This window comes from Aquidulcibacter paucihalophilus (genome assembly GCF_002105465.1).
Taxonomy (GTDB): domain Bacteria; phylum Pseudomonadota; class Alphaproteobacteria; order Caulobacterales; family Aquidulcibacteraceae; genus Aquidulcibacter; species Aquidulcibacter paucihalophilus.
The window spans coordinates 61,566-86,692 of the sequence record NZ_NCSQ01000156.1 but is presented as its reverse complement, the minus strand read 5'-3'; the positions used below and the strand labels follow the sequence as shown (position 1 = coordinate 86,692).

The following is a 25,127-nucleotide window of genomic DNA, read 5'->3' as shown; positions in this document are numbered from 1 at the left end:
GCTCGTCTGGGCCAAAGCCCTTGCTCATGCACGCGGTTCCTCAGCTTGTTCGGCTAACCATTTTTCCAGCCAATGGATATTATAGTCGCCATCGAGAATATCTCGCTCTTGTACCAGCCTCAGAAAGAGTGGGATCGTGGTCTTAACTCCACCCACAACCATCTCGGCCAGAGAGCGCCGCAAACGCATCAAGCATTCATTGCGATTGCGACCATGCACAATCAGCTTGCCGATCAAGCTGTCATAATAGGGCGGGATTTTATAGCCGGTATAAATCGCCGAATCGAGCCGCACCCCTAAACCACCCGGGGCGTGGAAGTCCGTGATCGTGCCGGGTGAGGGTGCAAAAGTTACCGGGTCTTCGGCATTAACCCGACATTCGATGGCAACGCCTTCAAACACCACGTCTTCTTGAGTGAAAGACAAGGGCATACCGGCTGCGATCCGAATTTGCTCGCGCACCAAGTCGACACCGGTGATCATCTCTGTGACGGGATGCTCCACCTGCAGGCGGGTGTTCATTTCGATGAAATAAAAGCGGCCTTCTTCATAGAGGAATTCGATGGTGCCGACGCCCAGATAGCCCAGAGACTTAATCGCCTTGACCACAATTTCGCCAATCTCAGCGCGTTCCTCGGCATTGAGCGCGGGTGAGGGGGCTTCCTCCCAGACCTTTTGGTGGCGGCGCTGCAGCGAACAATCGCGTTCACCCAGATGCACGACGTTGCCAAACTCGTCGGCGATCACTTGGATTTCGATGTGGCGCGGCTTGCCCAGATATTTTTCGAGATAAACCGTGTCATCACCAAAGGCATTCTTGGCTTCGCTACGAGCCATCGACAAGGCAACCGACAATTCATCTTTTGAATGGGCAACCTTCATGCCGCGACCCCCGCCCCCGGCAGAAGCCTTGACCAGCACAGGATAGCCAATTTCTTCAGCGACCGCCAAAGCGGTCTCATCATCAGAAATGCCGCCGTCTGAGCCAGGCACAACGGGGATGCCCGCAGCCTTTACCGCAGCTTTAGCAGCAATCTTGTCGCCCATCATCCGGATGTGTTCGGCGCGCGGGCCGATAAAGACCAAGCCATGCGCATCAATAATCTCAGCAAAGCGCGCATTTTCCGACAGAAAGCCATAGCCTGGATGAATGGCCTGCGCGCCGGTAATTTCGCAGGCAGCGATCAAAGCTGGAATATTCAAATAGGACTTCGCCGCAGCAGGCGGGCCTAGGCACACACTTTCGTCGGCCAAGCGCACATGCATTGCGTCCGCATCTGCCGTCGAATGGACCGCCACGGTTGTGATTCCCATCTCTTTGCAGGCGCGGTGGATCCGCAGGGCAATCTCGCCGCGGTTGGCGATCAGAACTTTATCAAACACCTGTGTGTCTCCTGACTATTCGATCACGCAGAGCGCTTCGCCATACTCAACGGGCTGGGCGTCATGGACGAGAATGGCCGTGACGGTGCCCGAACGTGGCGATGGCACAGGGTTCATGGTCTTCATCGCTTCGATGATGAAGAGTTGTTGGCCTTCCTTCACTGTGTCGCCCACTTTGATGAAGGCAGCGGCACCGGGTTCAGGTTGGGTATAGACGGTGCCAACCATGGGCGAAGCAACCGCGCCAGGATGTTTGGCGGGGTCGGATGCTGGGGCTGCTGCAGCAGCAGCGGCAGGCGCCGGGGCAGAGGCAACAGGGGCTGCGGCAAGCGGGGCAGCAGCGACGGGGACTTGGGCATGAACCATCTGGGGCGCGACATTGGCTTGACGCGCAACACGCACGCGAACCCCTTCGTTTTCCACTTCAATCTCGCTCAGGTCTGTGTCGCGTAAGATACGCGCAAGATCCTTGACCAATTTTGTGTCGAATCCTGATTGGCTCATTCGTCTCTCCTATAGGCCTGTCTTTGGACCTTGGGTTGTTGGGGCAAAAGGGTCAGCTTTTGACCGATAGTTTCTTGGCAAGGGCCTCAAGGCCCAACACATAAGAGTGCAGACCGAAACCCGCGATGGTGCCGGTCGCCGCCATACCGACATAGGAATGATGGCGGAACGCTTCGCGACGCAACGGGTTCGACAAGTGGACTTCTATGACGGGAATGGTCATTGCCTTGATCGCATCATAGATCGCAAGTGACGTGTGAGTGAGCGCACCTGCATTGAGCAAAACGCCCGCACCATGGTCACGGGCCTCCTGCAGCCAATCGATCAATTGGCCTTCGCTATTGGACTGGCGAAAGACCAGCTTCATCCCCAAGCTTGTGGCCAGCGCTGTGCACGCGGCTTCTACATCCGCCAGCGTATCGGTCCCGTAAATCTCAGGTTCGCGCGTGCCCAACAAGTTGAGGTTTGGCCCATTGAGCACAAAAATCGCTTTTTCCATGAAGAAGGTGTAACCCTGCTTTGCCTAAAGGGAAAGGTGGAGGTGCTGAATTGGTTGCACCTGATGACTGCTTTCCTGCACAACCGCCTTGATCAAACTGGTCAAGCCCGCCCATATCACCCGCCAATGAGGGCGCGATGATTATTTTTCTCAATGGCGAAGAATATCAGATTGAGGCGGGGACCAATGTGACCACCTTGGTCTCGTCTCTGGTGACAGATCCACGTGGGGTGGCCATTGAGCGCAATCGGATGATCGTAATGAAGTCCCAATGGGATCAGACCATTTTGGTCGAGGGTGACCAGTTGGAATTTGTGCAATTTGTAGGCGGGGGATGAGGGTTTGAGCGAGCAAACAATAAGCCTCAATCACGAGGATAGCTGGACGGTGGCCGGGCGCACGTTTAAATCGCGCCTCATCATCGGGACGGGCAAATATCGCGACTATGCCCAGAATGCGGCAGCCGCAGAGGCAGCAGGTGTTGAAATCGTGACGGTGGCGGTGCGTCGCGTCAATCTGTCTGACCCCAATCAACCCCGACTGACGGATTTCGTAGATCCCAAGCGCTATACTTTTTTGCCCAATACGGCAGGCTGCTTCACCGCCGAGGATGCCCTGCGCACGTTGCGTCTTGCCCGTGAGGCGGGTGGCTGGAGCTTGGTGAAACTGGAAGTCCTCTCCGACCAGAAGACCCTGTATCCAGACATGATCGAAACTCTGGAGGCTACCAAAGTCTTGGTAAAGGAGGGTTTTGACGTGATGGTTTATTGCACCGATGACCCGGTCTTTGCCCGAAGGCTAGAAGATGCAGGGGCGTGCGCCATTATGCCTTTGGGCGCACCGATCGGGTCGGGCCTTGGTATTCAAAACCCTGTGAACATTCGCTTGATCGTAGAAGCGGCCCGTGTGCCTGTCTTGGTTGATGCCGGTGTGGGCACGGCCTCCGAAGCGGCAATTGCGATGGAGCTTGGCTGTGATGGCGTGTTGATGAATACTGCCATTGCCGAAGCCAAAGACCCTATCCGCATGGCGCGCGCCATGAAGCATGCTGTTTTGGCGGGTCGCGACGCTTATCTGGCCGGACGTATGGGGCGCAAGCGTTATGCTGACCCATCAAGCCCCCTGGCTGGTTTGATCTAGTCGAATTTTCTGCGTGATTTGCTTGACGCCTGGGAAGGACAAGCCTACCCCGCCCGCACACCGGGGAGCCCCACGATCAGGGGCTGAGAGGCCATAAATAGTCCAAAAGGACTGTCGCATGGCGACCCGTAGAACCTGCTCCGGATCATGCCGGCGAAGGGAGGGGCCATGATGACCATATCACTTATCATTCTCGCTGTAGCGCAAGCTACCCAACCCGTCGAAACAGATCGCCAAGCCCAAGTTTCGGCTTTACCCCAGGGGGCCGAAGTCATCACCGTCCGCGGCCGACGGGAGTCGAAGTTCGACACGGCAGCCGCCGCAGTCCTCTTGCGTGGCGAAGGTATCGCAACCGTTGATGATGTGGCCACCGCCGTCCCCGGCGTTTGGATGGTCAATGACCAAGACCCCGGGACCAATATCCTCTCGATCCGGGGTGCAACGACGGACCGCCTGCAACAAGCCTCCGTCGCCATGGTGCTCGATGGGCTGCCTTTGGCTGATACTGAGTTGTTCACCCCGCGCTTCTATGATGTGAACGCGATTGAAGTTCTCAAAGGGCCCCAAGGGGCTCTCTTTGGCAAAAATGCCTCCGGTGGGGTGATAGGTATTCGCACTGGGCAAGGTGTCTCTTATCTGCAGGCCGCCCTTGGCACTGGCGGCTTGGGCGAGATTGAAGCGGCCCACACATTCTCGCTCACTCCGCAATGGAACTTGCGGGCCGCCGGCCTGTGGTCATCCGCCGATGGCTGGATCACGAACACCACACTCAATCGCTTGGTTGATGCGGTCGAAACCCGCAGTGGGCGTCTGCGCCTAACTGGGCCTGCCTTGGGGTGGGACTTCGACATCAAGTTTCAGTATTTGGAGGATGAGGGCGGGGCCGCTTGGGCCAGCTCCAACAATGTCACGGGCAAAAATGCAGGGCGACTCTCGGGCAAAGTTCTAATCAATCCGATTGGAGATTATCCAGGTCAATCTAAGCGGCGTTGGGGGCAGGGGGTAGCGAAAGTTTCACGCCCATTCGCTAACGGTACCGTGTCAGCCTACATCGCCCGGGACTCCTACGCCAAGCGTTGGGATGAGGAATTGGATTATCGCCCCGGGCCTTTGACCTTCTTTGGTTTTCCGGCCTTCCCAAATGGTATCCAGCCTATTCGCCAGCCGATTGATGTGCGTGCCACCACCGCAGAAGTGCGTTGGGTTTCCGATGACAATCAAGATTTCACCCATCAGTGGGGGCTGTTTGTTCAAGATACCGACAAGGACCGCACCGATGATTTTGGTCCTCTCTTGTTTGGTGGACCAGCACCACGCTATTTGACGCGCTCTCGCCAGACTTCGATCTTTGGTGGGCTTGGCTATCACGTGACGCCTGAATTGAAGCTGGAAGCGCAAGGCAGACTGGATCAGGATCAGCGGTCACAAACGATTTTAAGTCAAGTTGGCGGGCCTGTGGTTTCCCGACGTGACGGCACGTTTGAGCGCTTTCAGCCACGCGTGACAGCCCAGTGGCTAAGTGGGGGTACCAATCTCTTCCTCACGTATGGCGAGGCCTATCGCCCGGGCGGCTTTAACCCTACCCCAGCCGCCAGCTCAATTTGGAAAACAACCTATCGGCCAGAGATCACCACTTCTTTGGAAGGGGGCTGGAAGCAGCGCCTGCCGATCGCCTCAGGCCAATTGGAGTTCAATGTCTTTTCCAACAAAGTTGAAGACTATCAGAACTATACGTTCATCGACAATCAGTCCGTGACCTTGAACGTCGATGAAGTGACGGTGAGGGGCCTTGAGGCCAGTCTTGTGCTGAAGCCCGTTGAGGGTTTTGATCTTCTGGCAAGCTATGCCTTGGCCGATACCAAGATTGAGCGCTTTATCGCTACAGATCCGCTTTTGGGTTCGCCTGCGACACGCAACTATAGCGGCAAAATTATCCCTAATGCCCCCAGAGATACGGGTAAAGTGTCTGCCATCTATAGAATGGGCCTTGATAAGCTCATTCTAACTGGCCGTATTGATGCCAATTACGCGGGCAAGACCTTTTATGAGATTGACAATGTGCTCTATTCGCCCGCGCGCTGGTGGTCTGATCTTACCTTAAGCGCTGCAACAGGCGACTGGACCGCAAGCCTGCAGGCCCAAAACCTTACTGACGAGCGCTGGGCTATTTCCGCCTTTGGACAAGGCATGACAGGCCTATTAGCGGGCCTCGGCCCCGGCGGCCCATTTGACACTTTTACCATTAATCGTGGGCGAAAAATTACTTTCAGCCTGCGACGGGAGTTTTAGGACATGGCTTTTACCGATGATGTCTGGGCAGCGGCCGCCAATTTGCGCGCGGGAGTTCATAGCCATCCTTTCAATACAGAACTTGCAGCAGGCACTTTATCCCGGCAAGCCTTTGCCCATTATATGATCCAAGACAGCCTGTATTTGCAGGGCTATGCACGTGTTCTGGCCTTGGGGGCGGCAAAAGCACCAGCAGCAGACGAAATCTTGGAGTTCTCCAAAGCGGCTGAAGTGGCGATCATAGTCGAGCGCGCGCTGCATGCAGGCTATCTTGAGCAATTTGGCATTGATCCGCGGGCAGCTGAAACGGCTGAAGCAACCCCCGCCTGCGAGGCCTATGTCAATTTCATGCTGGCCACTGCGGTGACCGATAGTTTTGCCGTATTGGCCGCCGCCATCTTGCCCTGTTTCTGGCTCTATCAAGACGTCGGGACGAAAATCGCGACCCAGAGCGCGCCCAATAACTTTTATCAGGCTTGGATTGATACTTATGCGGATGAAAACTTTGCCGCAGCTACCGAGCGTATGAAGGCCGTCGTGAATGCCGCAGCCGAGGCGGCAGGGGCCCAAGAGCGTGCGCGCATGCAAGCCGCTTTCCTGCGTTGCGCCCAGCATGAGTGGCTGTTCTGGGATAGTGCCTACCACCAAAAAGATTGGCCGGTTCGCCCCTAACACAAAGCCTGATGCACTTGTGCATCAGTGCGTTCAACTTATTGCGAAAACCGCTCTTCTTGTCAGCTTGGCCGCTTGAAGCAGGCTCAAGTCAGTCCATAAAGGTGGAAAAAGGAAACGCACCCCATGGGCTTAATCGACACCATCAAGCGCGAGGTTACATTTTTTTCGGCATTGAGCCGCACCAACGCTTGGTTAAAGGATTTGAGTCCCGACAGCCAAGTTTTATTGCCAGACAATTGGGAAGCGGTTTGCGATCAATTCAATGCCAAGCCTGCCATTATGTTTGAGGGCAAAACCTGGACTTATGGCCAGTTTGACGGTCGGGCAAACCTGTATGCGCATTGGGCAATTTCCATTGGTTTGAAAGCGGGCGACGTGGTGTCGCTTTTCATGCAGAACCGGCCTGATTATCTGGCGGCGTGGTATGGGCTTACAAAGGTTGGTGTGATTGTCGCTCTGATCAATCATAATCTCCAAGGACCATCGCTTTTGCATTGCGTCACCATCGCCAAGTCCAAAGCGGCGATTGTCGGTGTCGAGCAGGCGGATTTATGGGCGACCATTGATGGTCAGCTAACCGATGTGTCGGTTTGGGCCGCAGGCGGGCTTTTCCCCCATGCAAATGACTTAGATCGCGCCTTGAACGCACAAAGCAATAAGCGGCCATCGCGGGCCTATCGCGAAATGCTGACGGCTAAAGACCCCTGCCTTTATGTCTATACATCGGGCACAACAGGTAATCCTAAGGCGGCAACCTTGTCGCATTTGCGGACCCAAGGCATGAGCCGGTCCTTCATTGCGGCGACCAAGACAGGCCCCGGCGACCGCGTCTATTGTCCGCTGCCGCTCTATCATGGAACCGGTGGCATTTGTGGCGTGGGTCTGGTTTTGAATACCGGGGCAACCTTGGTGTTGCGGCGTAAGTTCTCGGCTACCCAATTTTGGGACGATATTGTCGATCATGAGTGCACGGTTTTTGCCTATATTGGGGAATTGTTCCGCTATTTGGTCAGCGTACCGCCACATCCGAAAGAGCAGGCCCACAAGTTGAAGTCCTGCTTCGGCAATGGTCTTCGTCCAGACGTCTGGGCACGCGCGCAAGAGCGCTTCAAAATCCCTCTCATCTGCGAGTTCTATGGCTCAACCGAAGGCAATGTCAGCTTTATCAATGTTGAAGGTAAGTTAGGGGCGGTTGGCCGCATTCCAGGCTATCTCAAGAAGCGTTTCAATGTGGAGTTGGTGCGCTTTGATATTGAAGAGGAAAAGCCGATCCGCAATGCCGATGGTTTGTGCGAGAAGTGCGCATTTGACGAAGTTGGTGAGGCCATTGGCAAGATTGACACGACCAATGTGCGTGCCCGCTTCGATGGCTATGCAAATGACAAAGCGGCATCTGAAAAGAAGCTCTTGCGCGATGTTTTCGAGAAGGGCGATTTATGGTTCCGCACTGGTGACCTTCTGAAGCAAGATAAGTACGGCTATTATTATTTCGTCGATCGGATTGGCGACACCTATCGGTGGAAATCCGAAAATGTCTCAACCAATGAAGTAGGTGAGGCTTTGTGCATGTTCCCTGGCGTGGAACAGGCCAATGTCTATGGCGTCGATGTGCCCCATGCAGATGGAAGAGCAGGTATGGCTGTCATTGTATCGGGCAAACCACTCGATCTTGCGGCTTTGTCCGCCCATGTGCGCGCAGAGCTTCCCAGCTATGCCGTACCGCTTTTCTTGCGCTTCCAGACAGAGATGGAAGTGACGGGGACCTTCAAATATCGCAAAGTGGATCTGGTCAAAGCAGGCTTTGACCCTGCCAAGATTTCAGACCCGATGGTGTGGATGAATCCAGCGACCCGCTTGTACGAACCGTTGACTCCTGAAGTCTATGAAGCATTCCAGCTAGGCCAAATCAGATATTGAAGCGGTGAAAAGAAAATATTGACGAATGTTGGGTTAATCTAGACCCATGTTCGATGTAACGCGTGTTTGTGAACCTGCAGAAGAGCTTGCGTGGTGGGACCCCGATGTCCTAGCTGCCGCTAACATTATGCCTGCCACAGGCCTCGCCACCGATTATCTGAATGTCTTTAATGAAGCCGCCATGCTGTTTGGGCTTTTAAATGACATGCCTGACATGATCGACGAGCTACGCAATTGGGAGCCTTTGACCTATGAACAACACTTTGCGCGTTCAGGGTTCCAAGCCAAGGATTTGGCGATCTTGGCTTATCAAAATGCCGACCCGTCAATCAAAGTGCCTTTTGACGCTTTGGGCCAAGAGACGTGTGACCTACTGCAAGATGCCATTTTGCAGGCCCAAGATTTGATCCAAGCGGGAAAGCCCTTGGATGAATTTATCGGCGAAACCTCGATGGCGCTGCAAAACGCCATCATGATGCTCGACGGCATGGTGCATGGCGGTGCAGCGGGCGGTGCACAAGACGACATTGACGCTTTGTTCGATTGAGCCAGCCCTGCCGCACCGCGCTTAGCTGCGGCGGGCGGTATAGCCAACGCGTGGGAAGTGGACCACCAAAGTCCCGAGACCAGGGACCTCGCGCTCCAACGCAATCTCGCTGGCATCGGAATAAACCAGCTTTCCCGTGACCGGATCGCGGCCATAATCGTCTGGTGAAACCGAGACAAAATCGCCTTCGCGCAGGCCCTGTGGCTCTTGCTCATCAACACCGGTTCGAGCGATTGGGGTGCATTGTCCTGCCAGCGCCACGGCTTCTTGTGAGGACAGAGATGAAACAGTGCCATGGCCGATATCGTCGACCCGTTCAACCCAGTCGCGCGCCGTCTCAAAGGGGGCCATCAGGCTATCATACCCTGGCCGATAGGCGTTGCGCAGGAACCAGAAATTCATATAGGCGGAAATGTCGCCCAAGCCCGGCTTATCACCAAATAACCAGTCGCCCTTGGAGGCTTCGAGCGCTTCCTCCACCCAAGCAACATGGCCCCGCCACTGGTCGCGCATCATGGGCGAAGCGGCGCGCATTTGCTCAGTATCAAAAGGTCTGCCTGACAATTGCTCCCGATCCCGCTTAAAGGCTTCGGGGACATTAAAGCCCTCCGCCCCAAAAATGATAGGTACGCCGGCTTGGAAGAAAGCGCGGTCTGCCCACATGGCAATCATCCAAGCCAGGCCAGCTTCGCCATTGGGATACAGTGTTGGACTCGGATGGCGTCGCTCAATCTCGCGCAGAATGAGTTGCGTATCGCAGTAGATGTCAGCCCCGATTTGCAAGACAGGCGTGCGGCGATAGCCTCCGGTAAGGGGGGTGAGGTCAGGCTTAGGCATGATGGCGGGAATGGTCACCGACACCCAATTTAACCCCTTAAGGCCCATCACCAGCCGTATTTTCTCCGAAAAGGGCGAGGCGTTGAAATGGTGCAAGATCAGACTATCGGCATCGGCCATGAGAACATCCTTAAACAAGCGACTCGCGCATGAGCTTGTTCCTTTTAACAACCCAAATGCATTCGACCAGTCCTTCACTAAATTGCGACGCGACAAATACAGTCGCCCGCGTTACATCAAGCCAACAGCAAAATAAATGCGCTGGCTAAAGCTGGCACGAGGGGGAAATATGTTTGACTTTGAAGCTACAAAATCGGTTGCCGACATTACACGCGTCCAAGCCGCAACCCGTCCCGATGCGATTGCCATCTCCTTCAAAGATCGGACGACGACGTTTCAGCGCTTGGATCTCATCGCCAACCAGATCGCGCATGCGCTGATCAATCTGGGTGTGAAGCCAGATGATCGGGTTGCGATTTATGGCGCAAATTCAGACCATTATATCGCCTTGTTCTTTGGTTGCGTGAAGGCGCGGGCTACCCTCGTGGGCGTAAATGCCCGCTTAGCGCCGCCCGAAGTGGCCTATGTGCTTGATGATAGCCAAGCTAAAGTCTTTTTGGTTGGCAGTCATTTTTATGAATTTGCCGAGAAAGCGCTCGAGCATGCCACCAATAAGCCGGTGACGCTGGCCATCGATGGTGGTCATGCCACTTGGACCAGCTATCAGGATTGGTATGAGGCCGCGCCGACTGACGACCCCGGCTTGCCATGCCTGCCAGATGACGATGTCATCCAACTCTATACCTCTGGTACCACAGGTCTGCCAAAAGGGGTGCAGATCACAAACCAGAATTATATGGCCTTTTTTGAATTTGGCATTGGTGCGCAATGGGCCAAATATGAGGCTGGGGAAGCGGTTCTGATTGCCATGCCCATGTTTCATGTTGCCGGGATCAATAGCGCCATTCTCTGCATTGCACAGGGGGCAAAGGCCGTCGTTCTCGAACAGGTCGACCCCGTCGAAATTTTACGATTGATCGCGGTGGAGAAAATTGCGCACGCCTTTGTGGTGCCTGCGGTGATCAATATTCTGATCCAAGTCAATGCCAAAATGCCAACTGACTTCTCTGCTCTAAAGCGCATGTATTACGGGGCTTCACCTATTGCGGAAGATTTGCTGCTGCAGGCGCAAAAGACGTTTGGCTGCTCCTTTACCCAATTGTACGGCATGACCGAAAGCTTAGGCGCTGGCACCTATTTACCACCCGAAGCGCATGACCCCGCACGCGGCAAACTGCGCTCTTGCGGAATTGCTTGGCCTGGGTTTGAGATCGAATGTCGCCGCGAAGATGGCAGTGTGTGTGCCGTCGGCGAAGTTGGTGAAATTGCCATGCGCTCGACCACCATCATGAAGGGCTACTTTAACCGGCCTGAAGCGACTGCTGCGACCGTCAAGGACGGCTGGCTCTATACGGGCGACGCCGGCTTCTTTGACGAGGAGGGCTATCTCTATATTCATGACCGCGTAAAGGACATGATCGTGACGGGAGGCGAGAATGTCTATCCAGCCGAAGTCGAAAACGCCGTATTTGGCCATCCCTCTGTTGCAGATGTTGCCGTTGTGGGGGTGCCCGATGAGAAATGGGGCGAGGCCGTGAAGGCCATCGTCGTGTTGAAGCCCGGTGAATCGGCAGACCCAGCCGACATTATCGCTTGGACCCGGAGCCGCATTGCGGGCTACAAAGTGCCGAAAAGTGTCGATTTCATCGCAGAATTGCCGCGTAATCCATCCGGCAAGATTTTACGGCGTGAATTGCGAGAGCCCTATTGGGCTGGCCATTCCCGGCGGGTGGCTTAACGCCTGGTTCAGGCTGCTTCTTGTTGGACCACAGCCAGACGGGGGAGGGACACAATCACCATGGTCCCGACCCCAACTTCTGAGGCAATCGTTAAGGAGCCGCCGTGCATTTCAGCAAAGGAGCGCGACAAGGCAAGACCCAAGCCACTGCCTTGATTAGATCGTGCATGTTCGTTTTCAACTTGCTCAAACGGGCGCGCCAAGCGCGGCAGGTCTTCGGCTTTAATGCCAATCCCATTGTCGATGACCCGAATGATGACGGTATCGAGATTGTTCTTCACCTGCACCAAAACGCGACCGTTCTGAGGGGTGAACTTAATGGCGTTTGACAACAGATTGATCATAATCTGCTTGATCGCCCGCGCATCGCCGGTCACATCCCCAGCTTCAGCCAACTCTCCCACCAGGGCGATATTCTTCTCTTCCGCCCGGCCTCGAACCAAGCGCATGGCTTGCTCAATCGTTTCCTGCAAATCCATCGGCTTGGGATAGATTTTGAATTTGCCGGCTTCAACCTTTGCCATATCGAGAACGTCGTTGATGAGTTCTAACAAATGCTTCCCGCTGTTGAGAATGTCGGTTGCATAGGTGAGGTAACGGCGATCACCTAACGGCCCATAGAGTTGCTGCACCATGATTTCTGAAAAACCATTGATGGCGTTCAAAGGCGTGCGCAATTCATGGCTCATATTGGCCAAGAAGCCGCTCTTGGCATTAGAAGCCTCTTCGGCGCGTTGCCGCTCGATACGATATTTCTCTGCCAATTCTGAGGCTTTGTGCTCAGAGCGCTCAAGCTCGACTACGACCGATCGCATTTGGCGCTCTGACCGCATGATGCTTTCTTCGGTTTCCTTGAGGGGCGAGATGTCCACGCCAATCGAAACTAAGCCACCGTCGGAGGTTTCACGTTCCACCAATTGAATCCAGACACCATTATCCAGCTCAATTTCCTGTGCCAATTCGTCATAGCGGTCGGGCCGTTGCGACTTTACCCGCTTTGCGGCTGCCGCCGACACGGCGGTATAAGAGGCTCCAGCCTGGAGAATAGACCCGTCTAAACCAAAGGTCTTGGCAAAGCCGCCATTCCACAAAATCAACCTTCGGTCCTTTGACCACAGAGCAAATGGGCCCGAAATTGAATCAATGGCGTCGCGCAATCTGCGTTCCGCCGCAGCGACACGGGCTTCTGAATTGCGCTCCTCAGATACATCAATCGACACACCAATCGCCCGAATGGTTCCAGGGCGATGGCGATCAACCGCGGCTCGGCCACGCAATTGAACATGGGTCACCCCAGCCGCACTGGTTATTTTGACGACAACATCTAAAACACCGATTTGCGCTGCTGACGCCAAAGCGGCTCGCAGACGGGCTTGATCTTCCGCACTTAAGGCCTGCAGCACCTGTTGCGTGTCAAATCGGCCGGCTCCCGATAGTCCAAAAGTCTGCGCCAGCCTTTGGGTCAAATAAACGCGGTCATTGGTGATGTCCCAATCCCAAACGCCACACCGCGCCCCTTCGATGGCAACGCGCAATCGGCGTTCTGCGTCGCGCATTTGTACCCGTGCTGCGGCAAAACGCTCCGTCTGGCCTTGGACCAAAAACCAGATACCGGCAGCTGCCAAAACAGGGCCCAAGAAGAGTAGGCCAAACATAATTGCACTGCGCAGCCACGCCGCTTCAATCGGACGGCGGTCGCGAGCCACGAAAGCGGTCAGACCATTTTCTGCCACAGCTGTACCAAGGACAATGTCAAGGCCATCCATATCTTTGGTGTAAAACCCAAGAGCCGAACCCGCAGCCGGCGGGGACTTAAGCCCGAAGGCAGACAAGGCACCTTGGGTCGAAACAGCTTTGAAAGCGGGTTGGACAGAAATCAGATCCCCGCCAGGCTCTCCAATCCCGACACGCCGGCCCGGTCCTAAGGCATCAAGGCCCTTCAACGAAACAAAGGCGGCAAGCGCCCCACCATCGACGGTTCGAACAGAGATGGCGGGGGAATAGCGCCCGCCCCCTAAGGCAACTGCACCACTCCAGCCGTCGGTCTTGGCGAGCTGGGCCGCCGCCGCCAAAGCTCCAATATCGCTTGATGAGGCAGAGCCCTGTGAGACCAAAACACCTTTGCTATCGAAACTTGCAACCGCCTGTAAGCCAGGTGCGGTCGCTGCCAAAATGGTTCCATTGGCCATGCCCAGGCCGCTTGCGGCAACAAGGCTGGCACGGGCTTCACGCATCGCAGCATCTATTTTTGACGTGATGAGGCGGGCTTCTTGTGCGGCTTCATGGGTCGCATCGAGGTGGAAGCGGTCATAGTCTCGTTTGGCCAACAATAGGATGACGGCGGCAAACAGTGCACAGAGGACAAGCGTGATGGCAACCGGCCACTGGCCGTTCATCTCGTCGTCTTTAGGTGCCACTTTGGCCATTAACATACCCGAATCAGAGAGATCTCACCCTCATTTCCCGAAAGGGTAAAGGAGTTCTTAACGCGACGTCTAGGTCTGGGGATGAGCTTCCTGTGAACCATTCGCACAATTTGCAGGCGAGCAGGCAAGAGGGCGCTCGCGCAGTCACATGACCGCTCTGAAAACCCCGGTCAGAGCCGCTTCAAAAGCTTAAGCCATCAGGCCGTCATAGATTTTCGACAAGATTTCGCGGGTGTTAGCGGATAAGGAATTGCGATCCAACAGGGCTTGCAACGTCCCGCGCGCGAGCTTCTGTCGAGCTTCATTCACGCGCGAGCAGGATTCAAAGACAGTCCCCAAGCGCGCGGCAAGGGCACCATTTGTGCGATCAACGTCGGCGATGAGTTCCCCAACGACTTGGTAGCCCGCCCCATCTGCGCGATGGAAAGCCGCTGGATTTCCGCTGGCAAAGGCACCCCCGAGGGCACGGACGCGGTTTGGATTGAGGAGCGTAAAGCTTGGATCTGACCGCAACTTCTTAAAGGTCAGCAATGGGTCTTCGCAAATGGCCATAGCTTGGACCCGGAACCATTTGTCCATCACCAAGGCATTATCTGAAAACTTGCCTTTGAAGGCTGCCAGAGCGGCATGATATCGAGGCCCGCCAAATTGCGACAAGCCATCTAGCGCACTGATCATGTCTGTCATATTGCGAGCCGCAAAGAAGGTATTTTCAGCCCGCATCGCGGCGCGATCGGTTCCACTGGCACATAATAGATCGAGGCATGCGGCCATCAACGCGCGTTGTCCGGCTGCCGCAGCGCTGGGTGAGAAAGCCTGTGCGGGATCATAACGGGCGAAACAATCACTCAGCTCGCGATCCAATTGCTCTGCCAGTAAGCTGCGCACAAATGCACGTGCTTCCAATAGATTGGAGGGATCGCACAGGGGCTGCACTTGCATAAGCTCGCTGACATCGGGCAGTCGCAGCAAGAGGGCAGCAAAGGCAGGATCGCGGGCTGCGTCTGCTAACGCACCCTGAAACGCCCGGGCGAGATCTTGAGATACGTCAGCTTCTTGACCCGCGGCGAGGCTGTTTGCCACCGCGATGAGTGTGTTACGCGCAATCGTCTGGGTTGCTTCCCAGCGGACAAAAGGGTCTGTGTCGCAAGCCGCCAATAGCGCGAGATCAGCATCACTATGGTCGGTGACCAGCCGGACTGGCGCTGAAAATCCACGCAAGTAGGAAACCACAGGACGCTCTACTGCCCCCTCGAATTGGAGCTCGAGGCTGGAACTTGACATCGGGATTAGCCAATCGTCAGCCGCAATCTCGGTGTCGGCCAAGCGCAAGTTGAGGGGAGCCCCATCTTGACCGAAAAAGGCCAAAGCAATCGGTAAAGGCACCCAGGATTTTCCAGTTTGGCCCGGCGTATCAGGCGTGGATTGTTCGAAGCGAATGGTTAGCCTTTTGGTTTCGCCATCAAACACGCTTCGCGCTTCTAAGCAGGGTGTGCCCGCCTGATCATACCAACGCTCAATCCCGTGAAGCGGATTGCCGGTTGCGGTGCGCATAGCGTGCAACCAATCTTCAATCGTAGCAGCTGTCCCATCATTTTCATCAAAATAGAGGTTTGCCCCGTCCAAGAAAGCATCTCTGCCAACCAGGGTTTGCAGGACGCGGATGATCTCCGCACCCTTTTCGTAAATGGTGGCGGTGTAGAAATTATCGATCTTCACATAGCTTTTCGGGCGCACAGGGTGGGCGAGGGGACCTGAGTCCTCTGGGAATTGCCGCGCACGCAAGGCCTTAACATCCTTGATCCGTTTGACAGCGCGTGAACGTTGGTCGGCCGAAAACTCTTGATCGCGGAAGACGGTAAAGCCTTCCTTCAATGACAGTTGAAACCAATCGCGGCATGTGACGCGATTGCCAGACCAGTTGTGGAAATATTCATGCGCCACAACCGCTTCAATCGCTTCAAAGTCTGCATCCGTCGCCGTCGTTTCGTCTGCCAGCAATAAGGCTGAATTGAAGATGTTCAGGCCCTTATTTTCCATCGCCCCGAAGTTGAAATCCGAGACCGCCACAATATTGAAGATATCGAGGTCGTACTCGCGACCAAACACCTCTTCATCCCATTTCATGGAGCGCTTTAGCGCATCCATGGCGTAGATGGCGCGAGAGGCAGCACCTTTATCGACATAGATAGTGAGGTCCACAGTCCGCCCAGAGCGGGTCACAAATTGATCCTCTAGCGTGTCAAATCCACCGGCAACTAGGGCAAACAGATAGGATGGCTTTAAGTGCGGGTCGTCCCAAGCAGCCCAGTGGCGACCGTCCTCATACTGCCCAATCGCAACCCGGTTACCATTGGACAATAAGGTTGGAAATTCAGCTTCGGGGGCTTCAATCCGCACATGGAAGCGGCTCATGACATCTGGGCGATCAGGCCAGAAGGTCATGTGGCGGAACCCTTCGGCTTCGCATTGGGTGCAGAACCGACCAGCCGACATATAGAGACCCGAGAGGGCCGTATTTTCGGCGGGGTTTATCGCGACTTTGGTCTCAAGCTTGAAGGAATCAGGAACATTCTTGAGGATCAGACACCCGTCTTCCTGAAGATAGTCTTGCGCCGTCAAAGTACGACCGTCGAGTTCAATCGACTGAAGTTCAAGACCAATCCCATCCAGCTTCAACGCCTCGCTTTTCGCCCATTCGTAGGGTCGGCGATCGATGATGAGCCGCGCCGTGACCATGGTCCTTGTTGGATGGAGGTCAAAAACCAATGAGGCATGCGAAATGGCGAATGGAAATGGGCGATAGTCCTCTAACCGGACGGGGATATTTTCTTGGGTGCGCATGAGACAGGCTTACCCCGCCCAACCCCGTTTTGTCCAAACCTTTTGCACCATGGCGGAAGGGGGCAGATCAATGCACCCATCCGCTTTTGACGGCCGCAGACTTGTAAAACTGAAGGGTAAGAAAATACGCCAAATTAACTTTGGAACCTTAAGACTGGCAGTCGTCAGCAAGAAATGCATTTGTGAGGTTACTATGGCGCTCGATCACGACCCCCGGCTTGAAGAAGGTTTACCTGCTCCTGCCTTTAATGGTCTTCGCCAGCAGGCTACGCCGCCTTCACTTGCCCAAATGCCAACCGCTGTGGCTTCTCGCGCGCTCAATCCAACCAGTGCGGCCGATTTGATTGCCCAGGTTCAAAGTGGATTGGTTGCGGCTGGGATTGGCCGCGATGACGCTGAGGCGCAGCGCAAAGTGTTTGAACGTCGCGCAACCGAACAGCCTACCGAGCGCATGATTGGACGCGTAACCTTTTGTAACGGTGCGCGGGCAACCATTTCAACCATGGCCGACAATTTGAGTGAGGCATCTTCGGACTTCTGGTCGGTTGGTCGTCTGATTTCCATCACCGTAGGCAAAGTTCGCGTCGTTGCGCTCGTGTATCAAATGAGCACCGATAGCTCGATTTGGAAATCGAACGAGGCCAATGCCGTCAGCGTTCAAGTCGAACTAATGGGCGAAATTTCTGAAGATGCCCATGGGCATACGCGGTTCCATCGCGGGGTTTCTCGCTATCCCCAAGTCGGTGCTATCGCCCATAAGATACGGGCCCGCGACCTTGAGGTTATGCATGACTTGGGCGATCGTAAGTCGGTTGAAGTTGGTCGTCTGTCGCAAAATGCCGATATCGCTGCAACGATCAGCGTGAATGACCTCCTGACACGGCACTTTGCAGTGGTGGGGACAACGGGTGTTGGTAAGTCTTGCTCGCTAACACTTTTGGTCCGTCAATGCTTGAGCGTAAAGCCAGATTTGCGCGTCGTCATCCTGGACCCACATAATGAGTTCGCAGGGGCTTTTGGGGCGCTGGCGCATGTTTTTGATTCCACGACTTTGGAGCTTCCATTCTGGTTGTTCCGATTTGAGGAATTGGAGGATGTTGTTTTCCGCGGCAAAACCATCCCGGAAGAGGCTGAAATTCTGCGTGAGGTCTTAGCGCAGGCCAAAACCAATTTTCAAAATGAAAAAAATGGCGCAACCGCAGCGGGCTTGGTTCGCAAAGCCTTGGATGTCGGTGGCTTAAATGCCGACAGCCCAATGCCTTATCGTATGTCGGAATTGTTTAAGCTAATCGACGAAAACATCGGTCTGTTAAGCCCTCGCCACGAGCGACATCATTTAAAATCCTTGCGGGTCCGTTTAGACGCCTTAGTCAACGACCCGCGCTATGGGTTCATGTTCACGCGCGGGGGGGCTGAAGATAATTTCGCACCCCTGTTGGCGCGTCTTTTCCGTTTGCCCGCAGAAGGCAAGCCGGTTTCGATCATGAATTTGGCCGGACTCCCTTCCGACGTGACCAACGCCGTGGTCTCGGTATTGGCCCGCCTTTGCTTTGACGTGGCTTATGCAAGCGAAGGCCAATTGCACGTCTTGTTGGTGTGCGAAGAAGCCCACCGTTATGTGCCTCAAGACCCAAACGCGGGCTTTATCCCAACCCGACGAGCCATTGCCCGGATTGCAAAGGAAGGCCGGAAATATGGCTGTTCCATCGCAGTGGTATCGCAGCGTCCCGGTGAACTTGACCCGACCATTTTGTCGCAATGCTCCACCGTCTTTGCCATGCGCTTGGCCAATGATCGCGACCAAGAGATCATCCGATCGGCGATTGCGGACTCGAGCGGTTCAACCATTTCATTCTTGTCCGCCCTGGATAATGCTGAAGCAATTGTGTTCGGGGAAGCGGTGGCGACAACCATGCGCTTTAAGTTCACGTATCAAGAACCTGCAAAGCTTCCCCGTGCCGCTGGAACTGACATCACAGACCCACTGGCCAATGCGCGCAAGACGGGTGAGGCCGATCCCCGCCTGATCGCAACACGGCTTCGTGGCATGCGTGAGTTGGAGAAACCTCCTCAACCGACGATGTTGGCAGAAGCCTCCTCGCAGCAGAAACTTGCGGCTGCCGCAAGCGTTACTGCGGGGGGCGGTGCTCCAGGCCTCCGACCACCTACGTCTACGGCTGGGACCCCCTTGGTGCGTCCCACAAATGGGTTTCGCACTTAGTCGGGCTGCAGATACTGCGCACAATTGCGCGATCTTCCCTTAGGTGACGGCTTTCCGTTCACGTAAACTTGCTTATGTTGCTCCCGAAGAAACAGACGGTGACGGGCATGCCGTCGTCGCGACCTTGGGAGGCACACGTCACATGAATTTCGATTTTTCTGACGACCAGAAATATCTCAAAGAACAAGCGCGCAAATTTTTGTCGGAACAGTCCAGCATGGCAACAGTCCGGGCTGTTCTGAATGATGAGCATAAGTCTCATGACGCCGCCCTTTGGAAAGCCATCGCCGAGATGGGCTGGTTAGGTGCTGCGATTCCGGAAGACTATGGTGGCCTAGGTCTGGGTGAGCTTGAGCTATGTGTTCTGGCTGAAGAAATGGGGCGCTCCCTTGCCCCAGTGCCCTGGGCTTCGACCGTTTATTTCTTTGCGGAAGCCCTAAAGATTGCGGGCACTGACGCACAGAAATCGGCCATATTGCCAAAGCTCGCCGAAGGCACCGTGATCGGGTGTGTGGCCGCTTCAGAAGGTCCAGGCGAGCCTCGCGCCGCCACACTAAAGACGGTCTTTGACGGCACCAGCGTCACCGGCATGAAAGTACCTGTGACCGATGGGGATTGTGCGACGCACGCGTTGGTGTTGGCCAAGCACCAAGAAGGCACTTCTCTGGTGATTGTGGATGTGACTGGGGCAGGGGTGGAGGCCAGGGCGATCAAATCGTTTGATCCTACCCGCTCCCACGCCACACTTACTTTCACCAAGGCCCCAGCCCAGCTTTTGGGCGAAGCAGGCGATGGTGAAGCTCTGTTGCAGCGCATCTATGACCGTGCTGCTGTTCTATTGGCCTTTGAGCAGATTGGCGGCAGCCAAGCTTGTTTGGATATGGCCACAGATTATGCGAAAGGCCGCTATGCCTTCTCGCGCCAAATCGGCAGCTTTCAGGCGATCAAGCACAAATTGGCCGATATGTATGTCGCCCTCGAAATTGCCCGGTCGAATGCTTTCTATGGGGCTTGGGCTTTGAGCAGCGACGCACCCGAATTGCCGTTGGCAGCAGCGGCTGCCCGGATTGCCGCCTGCGAGGCTTATTATCTGGCGTCGAAAGAAAACATCCAAACCCATGGCGGCATGGGCTTTACGTGGGAAGTGGATTGCCATCTGTATTATCGCCGCGCCAAGCTCTTGGCCGTGCAGGCGGGTGCGCCATCTCTTTGGAAAGAAAAACTGGTCCGCCGCTTGGAAATGCGTAACGCGGCCTAACACTTGGATGGATGGAGAGACTTATGGACTTCAATGATACCCCAGAAGAAGCAGCCTTCCGTCAACGCGCTCAGGCTTTCTTAGCGGCCCATGCGCAGCCAAAGGGCAGCCAGACCGAAAGTTTGCAAAAGCGCTTGTCTGACAAGGAATATATGTTGGCGGCCAAGGCCTATCAGAAAGCAAAGGCGGAAAATGGCTTTGCCGGTATCACTTGGCCGAAAGAGCAGGGCGGGCAGGGCTTAGCGCCGATCTTCTCGGTCATCTTCGGACAAGAAGAGGCCAAATATGATGCCCCTGCAGGACCCTTTACCATTGGCCTCGGCATGTGTGTTCCCACCGTGATTGCCTTTGCAACGGACGCGCAGAAAGAACGCCATGTTGGTCCTGCCTTGCGAGGGGAAGAAATCTGGTGCCAACTCTTCTCAGAACCCTCTGCCGGGTCGGATGTTGCCGGTCTTAAAACCAAAGCGGTGCGCGATGGCGATGACTGGGTCATCAATGGCCAGAAAGTGTGGACCTCTGGCGCGCATTATTCGGATTGGGGTATTGTGCTGGTGCGCACCAATGCCGACAAGGCGAAGCACAAAGGCCTGTCGATGTTCTTCATTGACATGAAAAGCCCCGGCATCGACGTGCGCCCTATCCACCAAATGTCAGGCGGATCAAACTTCAACGAAGTCTATTTCACCGATGTGCGTGTCCCCCACAGCCAGATGTTGGGCGGGGAAGGTAATGGTTGGTCGGTTGCTCTGGTCACGCTCATGAATGAGCGCTTGGCTGTGGGCGGAAGCCCTGGTCCAGATTACAAAGAGATTTTTGAATGGGCCAAAACCATGCCCGGCCAAAATGGGGGCACTTTGGCCGAAGACCAAAGCTTCCGCCAAAAGGTCGCCGATTGGTTTGTGCGCGCAGAGGGCTATAAGCTTGCCAAATTCCGCACGATGACGGCTCTGTCCAAAGGGCAGACACCGGGCCCTGAAAGCTCGATTGGTAAAATCATCACGGCCAATCAGCTTCAAGACATCACCCACCATGCGATGGAAGCGATGGACCACTTCGGCATCATCACCGACACCGCTTACGCCCCATCCGAAGGTGTCTTCCAGCAAAGCCACATGTGGGCAGCTGGCTTGCGGATCGCGGGTGGGACCGACGAAATTCTGAAGAACATCATTGCTGAGCGTATTTTGGGCCTGCCCGGAGACGTTCGTGTCGATAAGGATGTTGCGTTCAAGGATCTGCCAAGCGGTCGCTAGGGTGCCAGCCTTCCTGCCTCATTTTGAAAGCCCGCTGCCCTTCGCGGTGGCGGGCTTTTTCATGTGTGAACCTACAGCAATAGCGTTGACAGATCGGCCAACCATACTTTATCAGCCGCCATGCCCAATCCGATCGCTAAACCCCCCCGTGTCGCCCCGCCGATTAGAGACGCTGTAACGTTTGACGACGTACTGCTAGAGCCGGGTGCCTCTGAAGTGATGCCCGGTCAGGTCGATGTTCGGACGCAGTTGACGCGTGAAATTGCGCTGAATATCCCGCTTATCTCTTCGGCCATGGATACGGTAACTGAGGCTCGCCTCGCCATTGCCATGGCCCAAGCTGGCGGCCTTGGTATCATTCACCGCAATTTGTCGAATGAAGAGCAAGCAGAGCAAGTCCGTCAGGTTAAGCGCTTTGAAAGCGGCATGGTGATTAATCCCATCACCGTCTATCCAGATATCTCGGTGGGTGAAGTTAAAGCCATCAAAGCCGCACGTGGGGTTTCTGGTTTCCCGGTTGTAGAGCGTGGCTCAGATGGTAAGCCCGGTCGCTTGGTCGGCATTGTCACCAATCGCGACGTTCGCTTCGCTGATGATAATGACAAAGTCTATGAGGTCATGACGCGCGAGAATTTGCACACGGTACGCGAAGGCACAGACAAGGACACCGCCCGCCAACTTTTGCATAAACATCGGGTAGAGCGTTTGATCGTTGTCGATGATGACGGACGCTGCGTTGGACTCGTTACCGTGAAAGATATGGAGAAAGCGCAAGCTTTCCCAAATGCCTGTAAGGATGAGCAAGGTCGGTTGCGGGTAGGTGCGGCGACTACGGTTGGCGACGCGGGCTATGAGCGTTCGGAATTCTTACTAGATGCCGGTTGCGACGTGATCGTCGTCGATACCGCCCATGGACACTCGCGCTCGGTGTTGGAGGCGGTAGAGCGCGTCAAACGTTTGTCGAACCGCGTGCAAGTCATTGCTGGCAATGTTGCCACGCGCGAAGCCACATTGGCTTTGATCGATGCGGGGGCCGATGCGATCAAGGTGGGCATTGGGCCTGGCTCGATTTGTACCACGCGCATTGTTGCAGGCGTCGGTGTGCCGCAATTAACCGCCATTATGGATTGTGTCGATGCAGCCTATGCCACCGGCACACCGGTGATCGCCGACGGCGGAATTAAGTTCTCGGGCGATTTAGCTAAAGCAATTGCGGCTGGTGCGAATGTGGCCATGCTGGGTGGCTTGTTTGCCGGCACAGATGAAGCGCCCGGTGAAGTTTTCCTCTATCAAGGCCGATCCTACAAATCCTATCGCGGCATGGGCTCCCTTGGGGCGATGGCGCGCGGCTCGGCCGACCGCTATTTCCAAAAAGACGTCAGTGATGCATTGAAGCTCGTGCCTGAAGGCATTGAAGGTCAAGTGCCTTATAAAGGTTCCGTCGCCCCTATTCTGCATCAGCTGGTTGGCGGCTTGCGTGCAGCTATGGGCTATACCGGGGCTGCAACCATTGCAGACTTCCAGTCTAAGGCTCGATTTGTAAAGCTGACGAGTGCGGGCTTGCGTGAGAGCCATGTGCATGACGTTTCCATCACCCGCGAAGCGCCCAACTACCCAGTCGGGGGTTAAGCCTCGTGGCCATTCGGCAGGTATCACGCGATGATTTTGCGTGGGTCATTGCCCTTGGCAATGCCAATCAGGTGGAGACCGGGCCCCTAGATGAGGACCGTTTGACGCGTTTGGTTGAGGCCTCCTACCTCAGCCAAGTGGCGGAGCCCGATTTGGGCTTTTTGATCACCTTCATCCCGACTTCCAGCTATGACAGCCCAAATTTCGTCTGGTTTGTCGAGCGGATGGATAATTTTGTCTACGTGGACCGCATTATTGTGGCCGCGCAGGCACGCGGACAAGGGATCGCTCGGCTTTTTTATGAGGGCCTATTTGCACGTGCCGAAGCTGACGGCTATGAACAAGTTGTCTGCGAGGTCAATTCTGATCCGCCTAACCCGATTTCCGATCAATTCCATGCCGCTCTTGGCTTTACTCCCGTCGGGCAAGCGACTTTGTCCAACGGCAAAAGCGTGACTTATCTGTCGCGCGCCCTGAAAGTTTAATCTCATGCGCCCCGGTGCCCGTGCCCAAGCCGCCATTGAAATATTGACCGATGTTGAAGCCCGTAAACGCCCGCCGGCTGATGTGCTGAAGGAATGGGGCTTGAGCCACCGGTTCGCAGGCTCAGGAGACCGAGCACAAATTGGCGATATCGTGTTTGGTGCGTTGCGATGGAAGGCATCCAGCGCCTATCGCTTGGGGGTCGATGATCCAAGGGCTTGGGTATTGGGTGCTTTGCGATGGGGCTTTGGCCGCAGCGCCGAAAGCCTTGAGAAAGATGCCTATGAAGAAACCCATGCCTATAGCCCACTGACTGAGGCCGAACGTAAGGCTTTGGCAGAGGCGACACTCGACGGTGCGCCCGACCATGTGCGCGGCGATTATCCAGCGTGGCTAGATGCAAGCTTTTCGCGTATCTTGGGCGATGAACGCGCCGCAGAAGGGGCCGCCTTGGCCGCGCCCGCACCACTCGATCTGCGCGTCAATCGCTTGAAGGCCAAGCCTGAGGCTGTGCTCGCAGACCTCTTGTCGTCCACGCAACTAAAGGTGCGCGATGATGGCCGTCCAGCGGCTTTCATGACACCTTGGTCGCCGGATGGCATTCGCATCCCTTGGCACCAAGGTCGAACCTTTCCTTGGGCGAAAGAAGAAGCCTTTGTGAAGGGGGGCTTTGAAGTTCAGGATGAAGGCAGCCAGCTTGCTGCGCGCCTATCGGTGGCAAAGCCCGGGATGCAGATTGCTGACGTTTGTGCTGGCGGCGGCGGCAAGACCTTGGCGCTCGCCGCGCTTATGGAAAACAAGGGTCAGCTTTACGCCTATGATGTCGATAGCCGTCGCCTCGCCAATTGCCATGAACGGATCGAGCGGGCAGGGGTGCGTAATTGCCAAGTCCGCACGCCAAAGCGTGACCAAGACGTTTTGGCTGATCTGCGCGGCCAGATGGACATTGTTTTCATTGATGCGCCCTGCACGGGCTCTGGCACCTGGCGCCGTGCCCCTGACTCAAAATGGCGGTTGCGACCCGGCGCTTTGGAAAAACGGCAACAAGAACAAGCCCTCGCGCTCGCTTTGGGTGCGCCTTTGGTGAAACCCGGTGGCCGGCTTTTATACGTCACCTGCTCCATCTTGCCGGAAGAAAATGAAGACAGCGTCACCCGCTTCTTGGCTTCCAATCCAGCCTTTGCGCCGGTCAGTCCAACAACTTTGGTAGTCGATGCGGGGCTTTCGGGTCTTTTGGCCCATTGCCACAAGGCAGGCCCTGGCTTGCAGATGACACCTTTGGCGACCGGCACGGATGGCTTTTTTATCTGTGCGATGACGCGGGCTGTTTGAAAAAGCCTAAGTTAAGCTGCTTGCTTGAC

At 55.4% G+C, this 25,127-nt stretch carries 19 protein-coding genes and 1 riboswitch; of the genes, 13 read left to right on the top strand and 6 right to left on the bottom strand.

All coding sequences use genetic code 11. The annotated features are described in order from the left end of the window. Positions 1 to 24: 24 nt before the first annotated feature. From accC to aroQ, 3 genes are read right to left on the bottom strand one after another with little or no spacing between them, the layout of a single operon-like run. Positions 25 to 1,383, bottom strand: coding sequence for an acetyl-CoA carboxylase biotin carboxylase subunit (gene accC / locus B7364_RS11280; protein ID WP_085340130.1), 1,359 nt, complete (start codon positions 1,381 to 1,383; stop codon positions 25 to 27). A 15-nt stretch (positions 1,384 to 1,398) separates the two neighbouring features. Beyond that, on the bottom strand, positions 1,399 to 1,887 hold the full coding sequence (accB, locus tag B7364_RS11275) for an acetyl-CoA carboxylase biotin carboxyl carrier protein (protein ID WP_085340129.1): 489 nt from the start codon (positions 1,885 to 1,887) through the stop codon (positions 1,399 to 1,401). A gap of 52 nt (positions 1,888 to 1,939) precedes the next feature. After that, complete coding sequence (aroQ, locus tag B7364_RS11270) at positions 1,940 to 2,386, bottom strand: type II 3-dehydroquinate dehydratase (protein ID WP_085340128.1); 447 nt, start codon at positions 2,384 to 2,386, stop codon at positions 1,940 to 1,942. A 137-nt stretch (positions 2,387 to 2,523) separates the two neighbouring features. On the opposite strand from aroQ, the gene thiS reads away from it, so the two are divergent. The 6 genes from thiS (at position 2,524) to B7364_RS11240 (ending at position 8,954) form a co-directional block, all read left to right on the top strand. After that, positions 2,524 to 2,724 carry a sulfur carrier protein ThiS gene (gene thiS / locus B7364_RS11265; protein WP_085340127.1) on the top strand — a complete coding sequence of 67 codons (201 nt, stop codon included), beginning with the start codon at positions 2,524 to 2,526 and terminating at the stop codon, positions 2,722 to 2,724. 4 nt (positions 2,725 to 2,728) lie between these two features. Next, complete coding sequence (locus tag B7364_RS11260; RefSeq protein WP_198534216.1) at positions 2,729 to 3,526, top strand: thiazole synthase; 798 nt, start codon at positions 2,729 to 2,731, stop codon at positions 3,524 to 3,526. 51 nt (positions 3,527 to 3,577) lie between these two features. Then, positions 3,578 to 3,705, top strand: a riboswitch (TPP riboswitch). Then, positions 3,695 to 5,815: a TonB-dependent receptor gene (locus B7364_RS11255; RefSeq protein ID WP_157893655.1), complete on the top strand. Its 2,121-nt coding sequence runs from the start codon at positions 3,695 to 3,697 to the stop codon at positions 5,813 to 5,815. It overlaps the preceding riboswitch by 11 nt. A gap of 3 nt (positions 5,816 to 5,818) precedes the next feature. Continuing rightward, positions 5,819 to 6,487, top strand: a complete 669-nt coding sequence (gene tenA, locus B7364_RS11250; RefSeq protein WP_085340126.1) for a thiaminase II — start codon at positions 5,819 to 5,821, stop codon at positions 6,485 to 6,487. 126 nt (positions 6,488 to 6,613) lie between these two features. Further along, complete coding sequence (locus tag B7364_RS11245) at positions 6,614 to 8,407, top strand: long-chain-acyl-CoA synthetase (protein WP_085340125.1); 1,794 nt, start codon at positions 6,614 to 6,616, stop codon at positions 8,405 to 8,407. Positions 8,408 to 8,453: 46 nt separating this feature from the next. Beyond that, positions 8,454 to 8,954 carry a hypothetical protein gene (locus tag B7364_RS11240; RefSeq protein ID WP_085340124.1) on the top strand — a complete coding sequence of 167 codons (501 nt, stop codon included), beginning with the start codon at positions 8,454 to 8,456 and terminating at the stop codon, positions 8,952 to 8,954. A gap of 21 nt (positions 8,955 to 8,975) precedes the next feature. On the opposite strand, the gene B7364_RS11235 is transcribed toward B7364_RS11240, so the two are convergent. Continuing rightward, positions 8,976 to 9,911, bottom strand: coding sequence for a glutathione S-transferase family protein (locus B7364_RS11235; protein WP_085340143.1), 936 nt, complete (start codon positions 9,909 to 9,911; stop codon positions 8,976 to 8,978). A 169-nt stretch (positions 9,912 to 10,080) separates the two neighbouring features. On the opposite strand from B7364_RS11235, the gene B7364_RS11230 reads away from it, so the two are divergent. Next, a complete protein-coding gene (locus B7364_RS11230) occupies positions 10,081 to 11,649 on the top strand; it encodes a long-chain-fatty-acid--CoA ligase (RefSeq protein ID WP_085340123.1) in 1,569 nt (522 codons plus the stop codon). Positions 11,650 to 11,657: 8 nt separating this feature from the next. Here the strand turns inward: B7364_RS11230 and B7364_RS11225 are convergent, their stop codons facing one another. Together B7364_RS11225 and pepN are read right to left on the bottom strand one after the other, a co-directional pair. Next, the gene (locus B7364_RS11225) at positions 11,658 to 14,075 is read right to left on the bottom strand and encodes a PAS domain-containing sensor histidine kinase (protein WP_198534214.1); all 2,418 of its coding nucleotides are present in this window, start codon (positions 14,073 to 14,075) and stop codon (positions 11,658 to 11,660) included. A gap of 189 nt (positions 14,076 to 14,264) precedes the next feature. Continuing rightward, on the bottom strand, positions 14,265 to 16,919 hold the full coding sequence (gene pepN, locus B7364_RS11220) for an aminopeptidase N (RefSeq protein ID WP_085340121.1): 2,655 nt from the start codon (positions 16,917 to 16,919) through the stop codon (positions 14,265 to 14,267). Between the two features lie 193 nt (positions 16,920 to 17,112). On the opposite strand from pepN, the gene B7364_RS11215 reads away from it, so the two are divergent. From B7364_RS11215 to B7364_RS11190, 6 genes are all read left to right on the top strand, one after another. Beyond that, positions 17,113 to 19,140, top strand: a complete 2,028-nt coding sequence (locus B7364_RS11215; RefSeq protein ID WP_198534212.1) for an ATP-binding protein — start codon at positions 17,113 to 17,115, stop codon at positions 19,138 to 19,140. 142 nt (positions 19,141 to 19,282) lie between these two features. Beyond that, complete coding sequence (locus B7364_RS11210; protein ID WP_085340120.1) at positions 19,283 to 20,398, top strand: acyl-CoA dehydrogenase family protein; 1,116 nt, start codon at positions 19,283 to 19,285, stop codon at positions 20,396 to 20,398. Positions 20,399 to 20,421: 23 nt separating this feature from the next. Next, the gene (locus tag B7364_RS11205; protein WP_085340119.1) at positions 20,422 to 21,654 is read left to right on the top strand and encodes an acyl-CoA dehydrogenase family protein; all 1,233 of its coding nucleotides are present in this window, start codon (positions 20,422 to 20,424) and stop codon (positions 21,652 to 21,654) included. A gap of 120 nt (positions 21,655 to 21,774) precedes the next feature. Beyond that, positions 21,775 to 23,283, top strand: a complete 1,509-nt coding sequence (guaB, locus tag B7364_RS11200; RefSeq protein WP_085340118.1) for an IMP dehydrogenase — start codon at positions 21,775 to 21,777, stop codon at positions 23,281 to 23,283. A 5-nt stretch (positions 23,284 to 23,288) separates the two neighbouring features. Then, the gene (locus tag B7364_RS11195) at positions 23,289 to 23,768 is read left to right on the top strand and encodes a GNAT family N-acetyltransferase (protein WP_085340117.1); all 480 of its coding nucleotides are present in this window, start codon (positions 23,289 to 23,291) and stop codon (positions 23,766 to 23,768) included. A gap of 4 nt (positions 23,769 to 23,772) precedes the next feature. Next, positions 23,773 to 25,098 carry an RsmB/NOP family class I SAM-dependent RNA methyltransferase gene (locus B7364_RS11190; RefSeq protein WP_085340116.1) on the top strand — a complete coding sequence of 442 codons (1,326 nt, stop codon included), beginning with the start codon at positions 23,773 to 23,775 and terminating at the stop codon, positions 25,096 to 25,098. The last annotated feature ends 29 nt before the right edge of the window (positions 25,099 to 25,127 follow it).